This is a genomic window from Formicincola oecophyllae, assembly GCF_006542395.2.
GTDB classification, from domain to species: Bacteria; Pseudomonadota; Alphaproteobacteria; order Acetobacterales; family Acetobacteraceae; genus Formicincola; species Formicincola oecophyllae.
Genome location: NZ_CP038231.1, coordinates 127207 through 143300, shown reverse-complemented (window position 1 = coordinate 143300; position 16094 = coordinate 127207). Strand labels below are relative to the sequence as shown.

The 16094-nt window shown below is 61.6% G+C and carries 15 protein-coding genes; 12 read left to right on the top strand and 3 right to left on the bottom strand.

All coding sequences use genetic code 11. The features are described from left to right. The first annotated feature begins 59 nt into the window (after positions 1-59). The 6 genes from galU to E3E12_RS00595 all read left to right on the top strand — a co-directional run bounded on the left by galU (position 60) and on the right by E3E12_RS00595 (position 5892). Entirely contained in the window at positions 60-929 is an 870-nt protein-coding gene (galU, locus tag E3E12_RS00620) for a UTP--glucose-1-phosphate uridylyltransferase GalU (RefSeq protein ID WP_141442592.1), read from the top strand. Positions 930-974: 45 nt separating this feature from the next. Further along, complete coding sequence (gene pgmG / locus E3E12_RS00615; protein WP_141442591.1) at positions 975-2393, top strand: phosphoglucomutase/phosphomannomutase PgmG; 1419 nt, start codon at positions 975-977, stop codon at positions 2391-2393. Between the two features lie 342 nt (positions 2394-2735). Beyond that, the gene (locus E3E12_RS00610; protein ID WP_141442590.1) at positions 2736-3194 is read left to right on the top strand and encodes a ComF family protein; all 459 of its coding nucleotides are present in this window, start codon (positions 2736-2738) and stop codon (positions 3192-3194) included. Between the two features lie 50 nt (positions 3195-3244). After that, positions 3245-3505: a glutaredoxin 3 gene (grxC, locus tag E3E12_RS00605; protein WP_141442589.1), complete on the top strand. Its 261-nt coding sequence runs from the start codon at positions 3245-3247 to the stop codon at positions 3503-3505. Continuing rightward, positions 3492-4205, top strand: a complete 714-nt coding sequence (locus E3E12_RS00600) for a DUF2147 domain-containing protein (RefSeq protein WP_141442588.1) — start codon at positions 3492-3494, stop codon at positions 4203-4205. The genes grxC and E3E12_RS00600 overlap by 14 nt, the downstream gene beginning before the upstream one ends. A gap of 418 nt (positions 4206-4623) precedes the next feature. Continuing rightward, a complete protein-coding gene (locus E3E12_RS00595; RefSeq protein WP_141442587.1) occupies positions 4624-5892 on the top strand; it encodes a lactonase family protein in 1269 nt (422 codons plus the stop codon). 143 nt (positions 5893-6035) lie between these two features. Here E3E12_RS00595 and ubiG read toward each other — a convergent pair whose 3' ends face one another. Next, a complete protein-coding gene (gene ubiG / locus E3E12_RS00590; protein ID WP_141442586.1) occupies positions 6036-6857 on the bottom strand; it encodes a bifunctional 2-polyprenyl-6-hydroxyphenol methylase/3-demethylubiquinol 3-O-methyltransferase UbiG in 822 nt (273 codons plus the stop codon). A gap of 222 nt (positions 6858-7079) precedes the next feature. On the opposite strand from ubiG, the gene E3E12_RS00585 reads away from it, so the two are divergent. The 6 genes from E3E12_RS00585 (at position 7080) to prfA (ending at position 14822) form a co-directional block, all read left to right on the top strand. Then, on the top strand, positions 7080-8312 hold the full coding sequence (locus E3E12_RS00585) for an aspartate kinase (protein ID WP_240810640.1): 1233 nt from the start codon (positions 7080-7082) through the stop codon (positions 8310-8312). Positions 8313-8315: 3 nt separating this feature from the next. Then, positions 8316-9392, top strand: a complete 1077-nt coding sequence (locus E3E12_RS00580; RefSeq protein ID WP_141442584.1) for an NAD(P)H-dependent flavin oxidoreductase — start codon at positions 8316-8318, stop codon at positions 9390-9392. A 188-nt stretch (positions 9393-9580) separates the two neighbouring features. After that, positions 9581-10897 carry a helix-turn-helix domain-containing protein gene (locus E3E12_RS00575; protein WP_141442583.1) on the top strand — a complete coding sequence of 439 codons (1317 nt, stop codon included), beginning with the start codon at positions 9581-9583 and terminating at the stop codon, positions 10895-10897. A gap of 365 nt (positions 10898-11262) precedes the next feature. Continuing rightward, positions 11263-12387: a flavodoxin-dependent (E)-4-hydroxy-3-methylbut-2-enyl-diphosphate synthase gene (ispG, locus tag E3E12_RS00570; protein ID WP_141443960.1), complete on the top strand. Its 1125-nt coding sequence runs from the start codon at positions 11263-11265 to the stop codon at positions 12385-12387. Positions 12388-12497: 110 nt separating this feature from the next. Continuing rightward, positions 12498-13748, top strand: a complete 1251-nt coding sequence (hisS, locus tag E3E12_RS00565) for a histidine--tRNA ligase (RefSeq protein WP_141442582.1) — start codon at positions 12498-12500, stop codon at positions 13746-13748. Between the two features lie 3 nt (positions 13749-13751). Next, positions 13752-14822, top strand: a complete 1071-nt coding sequence (gene prfA / locus E3E12_RS00560) for a peptide chain release factor 1 (RefSeq protein ID WP_141442581.1) — start codon at positions 13752-13754, stop codon at positions 14820-14822. A 39-nt stretch (positions 14823-14861) separates the two neighbouring features. Here prfA and E3E12_RS08925 read toward each other — a convergent pair whose 3' ends face one another. Both E3E12_RS08925 and E3E12_RS00550 read right to left on the bottom strand, forming a co-directional pair. Beyond that, positions 14862-15476, bottom strand: a complete 615-nt coding sequence (locus E3E12_RS08925; protein WP_206338652.1) for a hypothetical protein — start codon at positions 15474-15476, stop codon at positions 14862-14864. A gap of 39 nt (positions 15477-15515) precedes the next feature. Beyond that, positions 15516-16058, bottom strand: a complete 543-nt coding sequence (locus E3E12_RS00550; RefSeq protein WP_141442580.1) for a hypothetical protein — start codon at positions 16056-16058, stop codon at positions 15516-15518. Positions 16059-16094 lie beyond the last annotated feature (36 nt).

Genomic DNA, 16094 nt, shown 5'->3' with positions numbered 1-16094 from the left:
ACACAAACCGCCTGAATTCGAGAAGAGGATTCCAGAGAAGGAATTCCAAGGAGAAACCCATGGTGAAGCCCCTGCGCAAGGCAGTTTTGCCCGTGGCTGGAATGGGAACGCGTTTCCTGCCCGCCACCAAAGCCATGCCCAAGGAAATGCTTCCCGTGGTGGACCGTCCCCTTATCCAATATGCCATTGACGAGGCGCGCGAAGCTGGCATTGAGGAATTCTGCCTCGTCACAGCGCGCGGCAAAGACAACCTCATTGATTACTTCGATGTCGCCTATGAGTTGGAGGAAACACTGCGCAGGCGCGGCAAGCAAAGCGCCCTCAAGGCTTTGGCCGACAGCGAGATTGAGGCTGGCTGCATGGTGGCTGTGCGCCAGCAGAAACCCCTTGGGCTTGGCCACGCCATTTGGTGCGCGCGTGACTTCATCGGCAATGACCCTTTCGCCATCCTGCTGCCTGATGACCTCGTCAAAGGCGAGCGTGGCTGCCTGAGCCAACTTGTGGACGTTTACAACAGGACTGGCGGCAATGTCGTGGCTGTTGACGAGGTCCCGCCAGCGCAAACAGACCGTTACGGCATTCTGGATGTTGGCGCTGACAATGGGCGCGAGGTGGAGGTCAAGGGCCTGGTGGAGAAGCCGCGCCCTGAAGATGCCCCTTCTAACCTCTCCGTCATTGGGCGCTACATCCTGACAGCTGACGTTCTGGAGCCCCTTTCGCACCTCAAAAAAGGCGTTGGCGGTGAGGTGCAGCTCACTGACGCCATGGCTGAACTGATAGGCCGGCAGCCTTTCCACGGCTTGCGCTATGAAGGGGTACGCTATGATTGCGGCAACAAGCTAGGCTTCCTTGAGGCGCAGGTGGCGCTAGCCCTGGAGCGTCCCGACCTTGGGGGGGATTTCAAGGCGATTCTCAAGAAATATGTCTGAACAACCCTCCTGGTACTTTTCCTCCCTCCCCCTGGAAGCACCATCATGAACACCCCCACTTCCCGCTTCACCCATCAGTTCAACCCCACCATCCTGCGTGAGTACGACATGCGCGGCATTGTGGGTGAGACCCTCTTCCCTGCTGACGCCTACGCGCTGGGGCGCGTGTTCGGCACCAAGGTGCGCCAGGGCGGGGGGCGCTGCGTTGCTGTGGGGCGTGATGGGCGCCTTTCTTCAAAGGAATTGGAAAACGAACTGGTACGCGGCCTGCGCGACAGTGGCATCCATGTGCGCCGCATTGGCATGGGGCCAACCCCCATGCTGTATTTCGCCAATGCCGCCACAGGCACGGATGGTGCCATCATGGTGACGGGCAGCCACAACCCAGCCAGCCACAACGGCTTTAAAATGGTGTTGGGGGGCAAGCCTTTCTTTGGCGCTATGATTAAGGAACTGGGGGCTGCCGCCAGCCAAGGCGCCGTGATGGGCGGCCAAGGCAGTGAAGAACGCATCGACCCGCGCCATGATTACGTCACGCGCATCCTGCGTGATTATGACGGCCCCAGCCATGAGGCAGCCAAAGGGCTGAAGATCGTCTGGGACAACGGCAATTCCTGTGCGGGGGAGGTCCTGGGCAAGCTTGTCGAGGCGCTGCCTGGGGAGCATATCGTGCTTTACCCGGAAGTGGACGGCACCTTCCCCAACCACCACCCCGACCCCACCGTGGCGGAGAACCTGGCCGACCTCGTGGCGGCGGTGCGCCAGCACAAAGCCGATTTCGGCGTGGCCTTTGATGGTGACGCCGACCGCATTGGCCTGGTCGATGATGAGGGGCACATCCTCTGGGGGGACCAGATTCTGGCCATCCTGGCCAGCGACCTGCTGCGCCAGCGCCCTGGGGAGACCATCATCGCTGACGTCAAGGCAAGCCAGGTGCTGTTTGATGAGGTCAAGCGCGCTGGGGGTCGCCCCCACATGGAACGCACAGGCCATTCATTGGTCAAGCAGGCCATGGCGGAAACGGGCGCACCCCTGGCTGGGGAAATGTCTGGGCACATTTTCTATGCTGACAAATGGTATGGCTTTGACGATGCCCTCTATGCTGCTGTGCGCGCTATGGGTGTTGTCTCCCGCCTTCAAGGGCGCCTTTCAGACACTCGCAAGCGATTGCCCGCCATGGTCAGCACCCCAGAGCTGCGCTTCCCCTGCGATGACGCCCGCAAATTCGCTGTGGTGAAGGAGGTTGCCGCCCACCTGGCCCAGGAAGGCGCTGACGTCACCACCATTGATGGCGTGCGCGTCAACACGGCTGATGGCTGGTGGCTTCTGCGCCCCTCCAACACGCAGGCTGTCCTCGTGGCGCGCCTGGAGGCCAGCACGGCAGAAGGGCTGGAGCGCTTGAAGGCTGATTTCACCCGCCATTTGGGCGCATGTGGTGTCAAGGCGCCCGAAGTCACCCCCTGACCGCGCAGGCTTGTTTGGTCAAGTTTGCCCGGTGGGGCGGTGAGCGGGGCCGTGCCCTGGCGCGATTGGCTGCACGGGGCGGCCAGTTGGCTTTACCCACCGCGCTGTGCCTGTTGCGGGGTGTTTGTTCAGGCGGTGCGCCAAAGTGGCGTCATGCTTTGCCCGTCTTGCTACAAGGCGTTGCCCTTCATCAGCCATGCTTCCCCACATTTTTCCCCTGGCCGTGAAACCCCCTGGGTTCAGGCTTGGGCGCCTTTTCATTACAAGGCCACGGCACGCACGCTTGTCACCAACCTGAAATACCACCAGCAACAGCCCTGCGCTGGGCTTCTGGGCCGTTTCATGGCCCAAATGCCCCTTTTTAGAGGGGAAGGCACGCTGGGCAGGGGGCAAGGTGGCGCGTTCAGCAAGGCCCTTCTGGTGCCAGTGCCGCTGCACATCCAAGCGCTGCGGCGCAGGGGCTTTAACCAGTCTGCCTTAATAGCCAAAGCCCTGGCCAAGCTCACAGGGGTGGAGCTATGCCTGGACGCCCTGGTACGCTTGCGCCCCACGCGACCTTTGGAAGGGCTGGGGCGACTGGAACGGCAAGCTGAATTGTGCGATGTTGTAGCCACCAGGGCCGCTAGGTGCACTATGCTTCACCAGCGGCCTGTGGTGTTGATTGACGATGTTATGACAACAGGTGCCACGGCAGCCGCCTGCTGCCAGGCGCTGAAAAGTTCTGGCGCAGGCCCTGTGGCTGTCCTGACGGCCGCCAGGGTGACGGAGCCTGGCGCTGCGAAGGCAGATGACAAGCCCTGATGGGGTGGTGTGACCGCGCCCCATCACCACCCAGAGGAGGGAGCCTTCCCATGCCCAAGATTGAGATTTTCACCCAGCCGGGTTGCCCTTACTGCCACCGCGCCGTGGCTTTGCTGCAGGCCAAGGGGGTGCCCTTCACGGAAATCAACGCCCCCCATGGCACAGCTGAACGCGAAGAGGCCATCAAGCGTTCAGGCGGCCAGCGCACCGTGCCGCAGATTTTCGTGGATGGCGTTTCCCTGGGTGGCTGTGACGACCTGATGAAACTTGACCAAACGGGCAAGCTTGACCCCCTTCTTGGCAAGAAGTGAGAACCCCATGGGCGCTGGCATGACAGAATCAGGGCAGCCTGAACCAGGGAAGCCTGGCATGGCTGTGGAAGGGCCGCGGCAACGCCCTGCGGCCAAACCGCGCCTAGGTTATGGTCTTGGCGCCATGGCGGCGCTGCTGCTGGGGGCATGGGGGATTCCTGCCCAGGCTGTGGGGGGTGGCAAGGGTACCGCACCCACCGTCACCACAGTGCAGGGGGCTGTTCAAGCTTCCGTTACGGCCCCGCCTGATGACCACGACGATGATGACGATGAGTCAGATGACCGGGAAGTCAGCTGGCAGGAGGCCATGGACGCTGTGCGGGGGGAGTGGCTGGTTTCCAACAAGGAGGGCATTTTCGATGTTGGCCCTTGCAGCGCCACCGACCGGCGCCTGTGCGGTTGGATCATCGGCTTGAAATACCGCACCCCTCAGCCCCCCCGTGATTACTGGGGGCGTTCTGAATGTGGACTTGGCTTGTTGATGCGCTTCAACAAAACGCACAGTGGGCGCTGGGTGGGGCACATTCTCGACCCTCGCACAGGGCGCATTTACCAAGCGACCGTATGGCGCAACAAAAAAGGCCAGATGGAGCTCCACGGCTATATCGGTCTGCCCATTTTTGGCCAAACCGAAATCTGGACGCGCTTCAAGGGGCCTGAACCAGGCGCCCAATGCAAAATGGACCCCAACATTCACTGACCCACAGGGCCCTGACTATTGCTGGCCCTAGGGAACAAAATCCAGACAAACGCTGGTAATCATTCATTACCATGAGTGCCGTTATTGGCAGGCCAGGGCTGGGGCTTGCAGTGCCACTGCTGTTCTGGCGTTCCTTGTTGGGCTCTCTTTGAGTGATAGGTCCTGGTCTTGGCGCTGTTGGTCTGGGGGTGGCGTTCCCTTTGCAGGCAAAGCTGGCTGATGAAGCCATCACAAAGCAGCGGCAAGGCTTTGGGTAGGGCGGCCATGTGGGGGCTGGGCTGCGTCTGGCACGCTCTCAAGCTGATGTTTGACAAGTTATAAACAGCTTGATGAACAGTTAAAGGTGCCTCAACCCCACGGCCAGGCCCGCTTGCAGGGCAGCCATGGCGGTGGCCCCTGCTTCCATAGGAGTGCAACCATGTCAACAACCGTTACGCGGCGCCATTTCGCCCTGGGCGCTGCCGCCCTGGGCGCCGCCGCCACATTGAGCGCGCAGCCAGCCCATGCTTCTGTGGAGAACATGGAAGACACCAACGTGGAGCCCACAGGCCCTGGGCGTATTATCTGCTATGTTGGTGGTTACACCAAGCATGGTCCGCCTGGCGTGGATGGTTACGGCCTTGGCATTGCCTCTTTCCAGATGGACCGCTCAACAGGCGCCCTAACCCCGCTTGACACCTTCACGGACATTGACAGCCCCTCCTTCATCGTTCTGTCCAAAAACCAGCGCCACCTCTACGCGTTGAGCGAAATTGACGACTTCAACAAGGAAGGCGATGGCTGCGTCACTGCTTTTGCCGTTGACCCCCGCACAGGCGCCCTGACCAAGCAGGACGTTGTCAGTTCAGGGGGGGCAGTACCTGCTTTCATCAGCATTCACCCTTCTGGCAAATATGTTCTGTGCGCCAACTATGTTGGCGGCAGCGTCTCCGTCCTGCCCATTAAGGCTGATGGCAGCTTGGGGGAGGCCACAGACGTCGTGCGCATCACAGGTCCCAAAATGCCTGAACGCGCAGCAGACAACCCCGTGGGCAACTTTGCTGTCTCCGACCACTCAGGGTCTCACCCCCACATGATCGCTGCCACGCCTGACGGCCAGTTCGTCCTGGCGGACGATGCCGGGCTGGACCGCGTCTATGTGTGGCGCCTTGACCTTAAGACGGGCAAGCTCATCCCCGCTGCTGTGCCATTCTACCAGATGCTGCCCGGCTCCGCGCCGCGCCATTTCGTGTTCAACAAGCAGGGCACGCTGCTCTATAATCTGTGCGAGCAGGACTCCCATGTTGTGGTGTCCAAGTTCAACCCGAAGACGGGTGCCATGACGGTCATGCAGCGCGTTATCGCCCTGCCGCCTTACTTCAAGGGCTCTTCCCTGGCAGCTGAAATCCTCATCTCCGAGGATGACAAGCATGTTTACGTCTCCAACCGCCTGGGCGATTCCATTGCCGTGTTCGGCGTCAACCCTGACGGCACCCTGACGCTCCAGGATGAGCTCTGGACCCACGCTGACTATGGCCGCGCCATGGAGTTCGACCCCACAAGGAACTTCCTGTTCGTTGCCAACCAGCGCTCCGACACCGTGACGTCATTCCGCCACAACAAGCGTGATGGGCAGCTGAAGTTCACCAAGCTGTACACGCCTGTGGGTACCCCAACCACCTTGGCGTTCCTCATCACCCAGCCCTAATGGGCTTGATGTGACAGGCAGCGCCTGAATGCGTGAAGCCAGCCTGGGCACTGTCGCTCAGGCTGGCTTCACTGCTTCCAGGGCTTAAAGGTTTTCACAGCTTGGGGTCCCCAAGGATTGGCTTGGTTGGGCGGTGCGCTGGTTCAAGGGGCCGGTTTCTGGAACAGGGTGATGTAATTAACATCAACACCACCGCCAGCGCGCCAGCTGCTGCCATGGGGGTTCAGGCCGCTCATCGCCACCAGGCGCAGGCCAGCCTGGGTGCCCATGGCCTCAAGCTCAGCGGGGGTGATGAACTTACGCCAGTCATGGGTGCCTTTCTCCACCATTCGCAGTACATATTCAGCGCCCACCTTGGCCACCAGGAATGACTTCACTGTGCGGTTGAGGGTGGACAGCGCAACGCAGCCCCCAGGCCGCACTAGGGCAGCCAAGTTCTTGATGAACTGCGCTGGGTTGTTGACGTGCTCAACAATCTCAAGCGCGCTCACTACGTCAAACGTCTTGCCAGCCGCCGCCAGCTCCTCAGCGCTGCCGTGGTGGTAATGGAGGGTGCCGGCCCCCCTACCCAAGGGGTGGCTGGCAAGGTGGGCGCGCGCAGCTGCCAGGGCACTGGGGCTTGCATCACAACCAAGGGTGTCAAAGCCAAGCCTTGCGTAACGTTCGCTGGCCAATCCAGCGCCACATCCCATGTCCAACAAATGCAAGCATTGCCCTCCCTGCTCCTGGCTGGGTGCTGGCTTTAGGTGTTTTTCCACCTGCGCCTTCACCCAGTCGGTGCGCGCTGGGTTCATGGCATGAAGGGGCGCCATGGGGCCTTTAGGGTTCCACCATTCATCAGCCAAGGCATCGAAATGGGCTATCTCCTCAGCGTTGATGCTGCTGGCGTGGCGGGCGCGGGGCGCCCCCCCTTGGCTTGAACCATGATGGCCACCCCCCTGGTGGGCATGCTGGGATGGTGGCATGGCGTTGTCTCCGGTCAAAAGCTGGCCACAGGGGCCAAAACTGGACGAAACCCTGTGCAGCGGCTATGGAACTGCGTTCATTCAAACAGGTTGTTTTTAACAAATCACACCGGAGCGCAAGTCCGCATGACCACGGCACGCCCCTCACCAGCACCTGCTAGCACCCCTGCAACCCTTCCATCAGGGGAGCCTGGCACTGGCGCCACTGCCCCCATCGTGGTGATGAAGTTTGGCGGCACCTCCGTGGCTGACCTGGACCGCATTCGCCATGTTGCCAAGCGTGTTCAGGCGGAGCGCGCCAGGGGTAACCGCGTTGCGGTGGTGGTATCAGCTATGGCGGGCGTCACCAACCAAATGGTTGGCTTCTGCCACGACCTGGACCCCCTCGCCCCAGCGGCGGAGGCGGACGCCGTCGTGGCCAGTGGGGAGCAAGTTACCAGCGGGCTGCTGGCCATCGCGCTCAATAACCTTGGGGTGCCGTCACGCTCTTTCCAGGGGTGGCAGGTGGCGCTGCACACTGACACTGCTTATGGCCATGCCGCCATTGAAAGCGTTGACGGCGAAGCGGTTCTGGCCAGCCTCCAGAAAAACGAAGTACCCGTCATGGCTGGCTTCCAGGGCCTCAGCCCTGAAGGGCGCATCGCGACATTGGGGCGTGGCGGTTCGGACACTTCCGCTGTGGCGCTGGCTGCCGCCATCGGGGCTGCGCGCTGCGATATTTATACTGATGTTGATGGCGTCTACACCAGCGACCCGCGCATTGTGAAAAACGCCCAGCGCCTGCGCCATGTCGCTTACGAGGAAATGCTGGAGCTGGCTTCAGGCGGCGCCAAAGTGCTGCAAACACGCAGCGTGGGCCTGGCCATGCGGGAACGCGTCCTGGTGCGCGTCCTGTCGTCATTCAGTGATGTTGAACCAGGCCGCGACACTGGCACCGTCGTCGCCGATGAGGATGCAAGCGTGGAAAAGAAACTCGTCACAGGCATTGCCTACTCCATTGATGAAGCCAAGTTCACCCTGAGCCGCGTGCCAGACCAGCCCGGCGTAGCGGGGCGCTTGTTCAAAGCCCTTTCAGAAGCCGCTATCAACATTGACATGATCGTCCAGGCCATTGGGGAGGACGGCACCACCAACCTGACCTTCACCGCCGCCCGCAGTGACGAGGCCCGCACCATTCGCTTGTTGGAGGAGCTGCGCGCTGAAATTCCCTATGGCGCGCTGCTGTCATCGCGCAACGTGGCCAAAATCAGCGTTGTGGGGGTTGGCATGCGTTCCAATCCAGGTGTGGCGGCCACCATGTTCAGCACCTTGGCTGAGCGCGGTATTAATGTTCAGGTGATCTCCACCAGTGAAATCAAGGTATCCGTGTTGATTGATGCTGAATACGCTGAACTGGCCATGCGGGCGCTGCACACCGCTTATGGCCTTGACGGCCCTGCTGAGGGGGCGGCCTGAACCATGACCTCCAACCTGTCGCCCACCACAGCCACCCCTGCAAATACCACCCTTGAAAAGCTGGAAAGCAGCCCAGGATTTCAGAAGCTGCAGGCGCTTACAGCCCGTGGCTGCGCCTTCCTAGGTACGCGCTATGCCTTGCTGGGCGGTGCGATGAGCTGGGTGAGCGAACGCAACTTAGTTTCGGCCATCTCCAACGCTGGCGGCTTTGGCGTCATCGCCTGTGGCGCCATGGCGCCAGAGCGCCTGCGCGAGGAAATCCGCGCCACCCGCGCCCTGACCGACAAGCCCTTTGGCGTCAACCTCATCACCATGCACCCTGATCTTGACGCGCTGATTGACGTTTGCGCTGAGGAGGGGATTGGTCATGTAGTGTTGGCTGGCGGCCTGCCGACTGGCGCCATGATTGGGCGCGTTAAAAAGAGCGGCGCCAAGGCCATTGGCTTCGCCCCTGCTCTACCCTTCGCCAAGCGCCTGGTGCGGCAGGGCATTGACGCCATCGTGATTGAAGGCTCAGAGGCAGGCGGTCATGTGGGGCCTGTTTCGCTCAACGTGCTGGCCCAGGAGATCCTGCCGGAAATCAAGGAAGTGCCCGTGTTCGTGGCTGGTGGGCTGGGGCGGGGGGAAGCCATCCTCTCCTATCTGGAGCGGGGGGCGGCTGGCGCGCAGCTGGGCACCCTTTTTGCCGCTTCAGAGGAAAGCATTGCCCATGAGCGGTTCAAGAAGGCCTTCGTGCGCGCCAATGCCCGTGACGCTGGCGTGACAACCCAGCTTGACGAACGTCTGCCCGTGATCCCCGTGCGGGGCCTCGGCAACGAAGCTAGCCGCCATTTCATGCGCCACCAGGCCCAAACCCTGCAGCGCCTGGAGGCGGGCGAGCTGGCGCTGGATGCTGCCCGGCTGGAGATTGAGCATTTCTGGGCTGGGGCACTCAGGCGCGCCGTGATTGAAGGCGATGTGGAGAATGGCTCCGTGATGGCTGGCCAGTCCGTGGGCATGGTCAAGGCCGTGCGCCCTGTAGCAGTTATCATCCAGACATTGGTGGCCCAGGCGGCTGCCGCCCTGGAGGGGCGCAGCTGAGCGCACCCAGCTCCCTGGGTACGCCTGGCCAGCCACCACTGTCCCAAGCTGGCTTGGAGCTTGGGTAAGAAGGTGCCGTGGCCCTTGATTAACCTCTTGGCCAGGCATTGTGCGCTATAGAAGACGTCTTGACCTTCCAACCCTTTAACCCAGAGACTGTTGACCAAGAGTCCAGGCAGGGAAACAGCATGATGAACCGAGAGCAGAATACGGGCCAGCAAGCCAAGGCGGCTGGCGCTGAAGCGCCACCCCAATCCGTGGGGGCCGTGCTGCGCCACAGGCGTGCTGAACTAGGCCTGAGCTTGGATGAGGTCTCCCGTCATTTGCACATCAGGCAAAGCCACCTGGAAGCACTTGAGCGCAACGATTTTGATGCTCTGCCAGGGCGCCCCTACGTGATTGGCTTCATGAAGGCTTATGCTGCTTTCATGGGGCTGGATGGACCTGGCCTGGCGCTTGAGTACTGCAAAAACCACCAGAAAGACCCCACTGAGAAACTCTACATGCCCCAGGTCCGGGATGGGGATGCTGGGCATGTTTCCTGGCCGGCCTTGCTGCTGGTTGGCTGCGCGTTCCTGGGACTTGCCTATGGTGGTTGGTATTTCTTCAACCCCTCCCCCCAGGTTGCCCAAGGTGTCGTCAGCGATACAGTGGCAGCTGCCAATGGCCCTGACGACAGCGCCCTGGCTTCAGCTGAAGGGCCTGTCGCCAGCCCAGCCAGCCCCGTTGCCGCGCACCCTGTCCCAGCGGCTGCCAGCCAGGCCAACCCTTCAGGCCTGCCGCCTGAGAACGGTACAGCGCCGCTGTTCCCCAATGCGCCCACCAGCGCTAGCAACAATGGCAGCAATGGCGTTTCCGCCAGCGACATCCAGAAGGCCAAAGCCACCGCGGACCGCCTGGCTGGCGACCAATCTGGGGCAGCCAACCAAACGGGGGCGATGGCAGACACCCTTGGCTTCAGCCGCCATTATGATCATTTCACGCTTGAGGCCCACGGGCGCAGCTGGGTCTCTGTCCGCGATAAAACCGGCCATGTGCGTTTTGCCCACGTCATGCACAAAGGGGAGCATTGGGTGGGGCCTGCTGAAGGCGCGCCCTACACCATCCGCGCTGCCAATGGCAGCCAGTTCACCCTCAAGGCAGGGGGGGCGGACAGCACGGAGCCTTCAACAGCGCCCCTGACTACGGGTGCAAGCAAGCGCCGCCTCATCCTAACGGCGGAGGCGATTGAGAACGGCACCCTCCAGCAAGCTTTGGATGAGCCAGCCACCACCTCCACGGCAGCCGCTGTGGATGAAGCTACCAACACCGCTGCCACCGCTGCAGCGGTGAGCGCTGAAAGTCACATGCTGCAAAAGGAGAAAACCAAACCCACCCCTGCTAAAAAACCAGCCAAGCACCCCCCAGAACAGCGCAAGCGCGCTTGGCATGTGGAGGAACCAGTCCACACCAAGCCAACGCCTGCCACCCCCACCAATCTGGCCCCGACTGACTTGGCCCCTTAATGGGTTGCCCCAAGCGGGACGCGCAGCGCAGGTGGCGGCCAGCATGCCTGTGCCTGGGAAAACAAGTAGCGGGGCGCAAGCCTCGTGCGGCCCTGGGCAGCTGGCCTGGGAAAGTTCCTGCCAGCTGTGGCAATGCGGAAACGCCGCTTGAAAAGGACCGGTAAAGTCCTCTTGCCAAGCAGCTGGTAGCGCAGGTGGGGCAGAAGCATGGTGGCTTAGGTGCGCAGTCGGCTGTTCCCCCCAGGCGGCGCTTGCCCTATGACCAAGGGGACTGCCCCGACAGGGCCCAGCTTGGCCCGGCGCCCCGCCCTGGTCCTAGCTGGCTGCAACCGCTTTGATGATAAGAGACAGACGAGGTTATGAGCATGAATGGTCTTCGCCCTTACCAGCACATTGAACGCCGCAAGTCGCGCCAGATCCATGTGGGCAAGGTTCCCGTGGGGGGGGATGCGCCCATTTCCATCCAGACCATGACCAACACCTTGACAACGGACGTGGCCGGCACCGTGGCGCAGATCAAACTTGCCGAGGCCGCCGGCGTGGACATCGTGCGCGTTTCCACGCCAGACAAGGAAAGCACCGCCGCCCTGCGCGACATCGTTAAGGCGGTGGAGGTGCCCATCGTTGCCGACATCCACTTCCAGTACAAGCGCGCCATTGAGGCCGCCCAGAACGGCGCGGCCTGCCTGCGCATTAACCCAGGCAACATCGGTAGCAAAGAAAAGGTCAAGGAGGTCATCAAGGCTGCGCGCGACCATGGCTGCGCCATGCGCATTGGCGTTAACGCCGGCAGCTTGGAGAAGCACCTGCTTGAGAAATATGGCGAACCCACGCCAGAGGCCCTGGTGGAAAGCGCCCTTGAGCACGCCCAAATGCTGTGGGACGAGGACTTCTACGAATTTAAAATCAGCGTGAAGGCCTCAGACGTGTTCATGGCCGTGGCCGCTTACAAGGAGCTGGCCAAGCGCTGCGACCAGCCGCTGCACATTGGCATCACGGAGGCCGGCTCCCAGCGCGCTGGCACAGTGCGTTCCTCCATCGGGCTGGGGCAGCTGCTTTGGAGTGGCATTGGCGACACCATGCGCGTCTCCCTCTCCACCCCACCTGAAGAGGAGGTGAAGGTGGGTTGGGACATCCTCAAAACACTGGGCTTGCGCAATCGCGGCGTGAAGATCATCTCTTGCCCCTCCTGCGCGCGCAAAGGCTACAATGTGGTGGAGACGGTTGCAGCCCTTGAGGAGCGCCTCTCCCACATCACCACCCCCATGACGTTGTCTATCATCGGCTGCATGGTCAATGGCCCTGGCGAAGCCTTGATGACGGATCTGGGCGTGACGGGCGGCCCCTCTGGCAAGCATATGGTCTACCGCGCCGGCGCCAAGGACCACGTGACCACAACGGAGGAGATGGTGGACCACATCGTGGAACTGGTTGAGAAGCAGGTTGCCAAAAAACAGGCTGAGGAGGCCAGCCAGAAAGCCGCTTCCTAAAACGCCCTGCCAGCCAGCACAGCTGCGCCCTAGGCAGGCTTCACAGCTTGGCCGTGGCCTGGCATAAGGCTGGCTGATTTCCCCAACCCCATCCAGGCGGAGTACACACCATGGCCATGCGTCCCCCTAGAGGCACCCACGACCTTCTTGGGGCGGAGATGGCCCGCTTCCGCCATGTTGTGGAAACGGGGCGGCGCGTCTTTGCCCGTTACGGCTTCACTGAATGGGAAACCCCCATTTTTGAGGAGACAGGGGTTTTCGCCCGCTCCCTTGGGGAAAGTTCCGATGTCGTCTCCAAAGAAATGTACAGCTTTGAGGACCGCAGCGGTGATTCACTCACCCTGCGCCCTGAGGGCACAGCGGGTATCTGCCGCGCCTTGGTTACCAATGGCTTAACGCAAACGCTGCCCCAGCGCGTGTTCTACCAAGGACCCATGTTCCGCTATGAGCGTCCGCAAAAAGGCCGCTACAGGGAGTTCCACCAAATTGGCGCTGAGTTCCTGGGCGCTGACGATTCCCTGCGCGATGCTGAGACCATCGCCATGGCCGCAGACTTCCTCGAGGCCCTGGGGCTGGGGGATGACGTCACGCTGGAGCTCAACACGTTGGGCAACAAGGCTAGCCGCCAGGCCTGGCGGGAGGCGTTGATTGCGCATTTCTCCCGTTTTGAAAACGACCTCTCCGCTGACAGCCGCGCGCGCCTGCGCGTCAACCCCCTGCGCATTTTGGACAGCAAGCATGAGGGCGACAAAGCCCTGGTGGCGGACGCCCCAGCGTTTGCTGGTTACCTTGATGACGAATCCAAGCGGTTCTGGGATGATGTGCGCCAAGCTTTAAGCGCTTTTGGGGTGGTGTGGCGTGACAACCCGCTGATTGTGCGTGGCCTTGACTATTACAGCCACACCGCGTTCGAGTTCGTCACCGACAAGCTTGGCGCCCAGGGCACCGTCCTGGCTGGTGGCCGCTATGAGGACCTAGTGGCTGAAATGGGCGGTCCCGCCGTGCCGGCCATTGGCTGGGCTGCGGGGGTGGAGCGCCTTTCAGCCTTGATTGAGGCCCCCCACCAATCCACCAGCCCACTGGCCATCCTGCCCATGGGGGGCGCCACCACAGCCAAGGCCGCTGAATTGGCGCGCCAACTGCGCCGGGCTGGTCATGTTGTGCAGATTGAAACGCGCGGCAACATGAAAAAACGCCTTGAACGCACCCTCAAGGCGGGCGCTAAGCTTGCCGTGTTCGTGGGTGAGGAGGAGCTGGCCCAAGGCCAGGTGCAGCTGCGCAACCTGGAAGACCGCACTCAGCAAACCTTGCCAGAGGGCGCCTTGCTGCAGGCTTTGGAAAGCGCCAAGCCTAGGGGCTGATCAATGGGAGAGGAAGCTTTTCACCTTCATTTGGCGCCCATCATCGCCCGCTTTGAGGAACTGCAGGCCATGATGGGCGCTGGGGAGACGGCAGGGCAGGACATGGCCGCTTTGGCGCAGGATTATGCTGCGCTTGAAAAGCCCGTTGCGGCCATCCGTGCTTGGCAGGACGCTTTGCGCCAACATGGGGACGCGCAGGCCCTTCTGCATGATCCGGAGATGGCCCCCCTGGCGCGTGCTGAAGTGCAACGGCTTGAAGGGGCCTTGCCTGCCCTTGAGAAGGCCATGAAGCTGGCCCTGCTGCCCCGCGATGAAACCGATGAGCGCAGCGCCATCCTGGAGGTCCGCCCTGCCGCTGGCGGTGATGAGGCCGCCTTGTTTGCTGGGGAGCTGCTGGAGCTTTACAGGCGCTACGCGGAAAGCCAGGGCTGGCGCTTTGAGGCCCTCTCCCTCACCCCTAGTGAACTTGGTGGCCTTAAGGAAGGGGTGGCCAGCATCACAGGCAAAGGGGTGTTTGCGCATCTCAAGCATGAATCAGGCGTCCACAGGGTACAGCGCGTGCCAGCCACGGAAAGCCAGGGCCGCATCCACACCTCCACTGTGACGGTTGCTGTGCTGCCTGAAGCCTGTGAGGTTGACGTGGCCATAGACCAGCGCGACCTGCGCATAGACGTCTACAGGGCCTCTGGCGCGGGCGGGCAGCATGTCAACAAAACGGAGAGCGCCGTACGCATCACCCACCTGCCAACAGGTGTGGTGGTGGCCATGCAGGAGGAGCGCAGCCAGCACCGCAACCGCGAAAAGGCCATGGCCATCCTGCGCGCACGCTTGTTTGAGAAAGCCCGCAGCACCGCCCATGAGGAACGTGCCAGCGCCCGCCGCGACCAGGTGGGCACAGGCGACCGTTCAGAGCGCATCCGCACTTACAACTTCCCCCAAGGCAGGGTGACGGACCACCGCATCAACCTTACCACGCACCGCCTGCCCCACATCATGGGGGGGGATATGGAGGAGATCATCACAGCCCTGACAGAGCATGACCAGGCCCAGCGCCTGGCAACGCTGGGGCTTTGAAGGCCCGCACTCTTCCTCCACCCTCACCTTAAATTCAGGTCAGGAAAGATCGTTGGGGCAAATGCGCGAAGGGCTGCGCACGTTCCTGTCCATTTCCACGCTGTCAGGGTCATTAGGGTCGAGGAGCTCGTAACGCGTGAACTCCTCATCCATGAAGGCCTCGTAATCACGTCCGTCAGGGTGATGGAGAAGCCCATCGCTGGTGATGCGGTGGGTGGTCACTTTGCCATCGTCACCACGCACTGTGATGGCGCCACAAAGGCTGTAAGGCACGTTCTCGTAACCAGCAGGCACAGCCACCATTACGCGTTCCCGGCTGTGGTTGAGGCTAAGCCTGAACGTGGCCACCAGGCGCCCTGCCACATAAAGCTGCGAAACCTCTGAAAGTTCATTGGGCGCGCGTTCATCCATCACGGTGAAGCTGCCACCGGTGGCGCCGTCAAAGGCGCTGTCCACCATGGTGCCGTCAGCTAAGCGCCGCAGGGCTGGCGCCTGCGGAGCGCTTTTGCCTGTGCCAGTGCTGGTACCAGCACTGGTGGCGGGGGTTGGAGCAGCCATGGCCAGGGGGCACAGCAGTCCCCAAACCAAGGCTGCTATAGCCAGGCCCACAGGGCTGCGGCTGGCAGGGTAGGGGGTGGTCACACGCGCATTCATGAAGGCCTCTCACACTGGAGGGTTGGGCCGGGGCGCTGGTCAGGACAAGTCAGCTGGACAGGCGCTGGATGGGCTTCTAATGACGGTGGCGGCCTCAGGGTCGTCATCGTCCAACAGCCTGAAGTCAGGCGACCCCTTCTCCCCATAGGTTTTGTAAAGGCGCCCGTCAGGATGGTGCAGGATACCATCGCTGGAGATGGGGTAAACCACCACATGGCCCTTGCCGTCACGTTCCTTGATGACGCCGCAGAGGGTGTAGGGCACGTTAACTTCAAACTTGCTGATGTTCACCCGCACTTCCTTGGTTTGGTAAGGTTCATGGAAATGGAAGGTGGCCACCAGGTGCCCTGCCACATAAAGGCGCGTATCTTCTGAAAGCTGCTCTGGCTCTTGCATGTCCAGAACGTTAAAATGCCCTTCCGTGGCCAGTTGCGCCGCCTTGTCGGCAAAGCTTTTGCGGTTGGCGGCATGGGCCTGAAAGGACTGTGGCAACCCAGCCCAGCTGAGCAACCCTACCCCAGCCCACAGTGCCAGCTTCCGCGCCCGCCCCTTGAAGCGTTTTGAAAAGGTCACTGCAATCATATCCCCGCTCTTTGCAGATGTTCTAAGCCCAGATGG

Excerpts from the sequence above, each read along its gene's own strand:
- E3E12_RS00595 (WP_141442587.1), top strand. The coding sequence starts at position 4,624 with ATGTCAACAACCGTTACGCGGCGCCATTTCGCCCTGGGCGCTGCCGCC.
- galU (WP_141442592.1), top strand. The coding sequence starts at position 60 with ATGGTGAAGCCCCTGCGCAAGGCAGTTTTGCCCGTGGCTGGAATGGGA.
- E3E12_RS00575 (WP_141442583.1), top strand. The coding sequence starts at position 9,581 with ATGATGAACCGAGAGCAGAATACGGGCCAGCAAGCCAAGGCGGCTGGC.
- ispG (WP_141443960.1), top strand. The coding sequence starts at position 11,263 with ATGAATGGTCTTCGCCCTTACCAGCACATTGAACGCCGCAAGTCGCGC.
- E3E12_RS00550 (WP_141442580.1), bottom strand. The coding sequence starts at position 16,058 with ATGATTGCAGTGACCTTTTCAAAACGCTTCAAGGGGCGGGCGCGGAAG.
- prfA (WP_141442581.1), top strand. The coding sequence starts at position 13,752 with ATGGGAGAGGAAGCTTTTCACCTTCATTTGGCGCCCATCATCGCCCGC.
- E3E12_RS00610 (WP_141442590.1), top strand. The coding sequence starts at position 2,736 with ATGGCCCAAATGCCCCTTTTTAGAGGGGAAGGCACGCTGGGCAGGGGG.
- ubiG (WP_141442586.1), bottom strand. The coding sequence starts at position 6,857 with ATGCCACCATCCCAGCATGCCCACCAGGGGGGTGGCCATCATGGTTCA.
- pgmG (WP_141442591.1), top strand. The coding sequence starts at position 975 with ATGAACACCCCCACTTCCCGCTTCACCCATCAGTTCAACCCCACCATC.
- grxC (WP_141442589.1), top strand. The coding sequence starts at position 3,245 with ATGCCCAAGATTGAGATTTTCACCCAGCCGGGTTGCCCTTACTGCCAC.
- E3E12_RS08925 (WP_206338652.1), bottom strand. The coding sequence starts at position 15,476 with ATGAATGCGCGTGTGACCACCCCCTACCCTGCCAGCCGCAGCCCTGTG.
- E3E12_RS00580 (WP_141442584.1), top strand. The coding sequence starts at position 8,316 with ATGACCTCCAACCTGTCGCCCACCACAGCCACCCCTGCAAATACCACC.
- hisS (WP_141442582.1), top strand. The coding sequence starts at position 12,498 with ATGGCCATGCGTCCCCCTAGAGGCACCCACGACCTTCTTGGGGCGGAG.
- E3E12_RS00585 (WP_240810640.1), top strand. The coding sequence starts at position 7,080 with ATGAAGTTTGGCGGCACCTCCGTGGCTGACCTGGACCGCATTCGCCAT.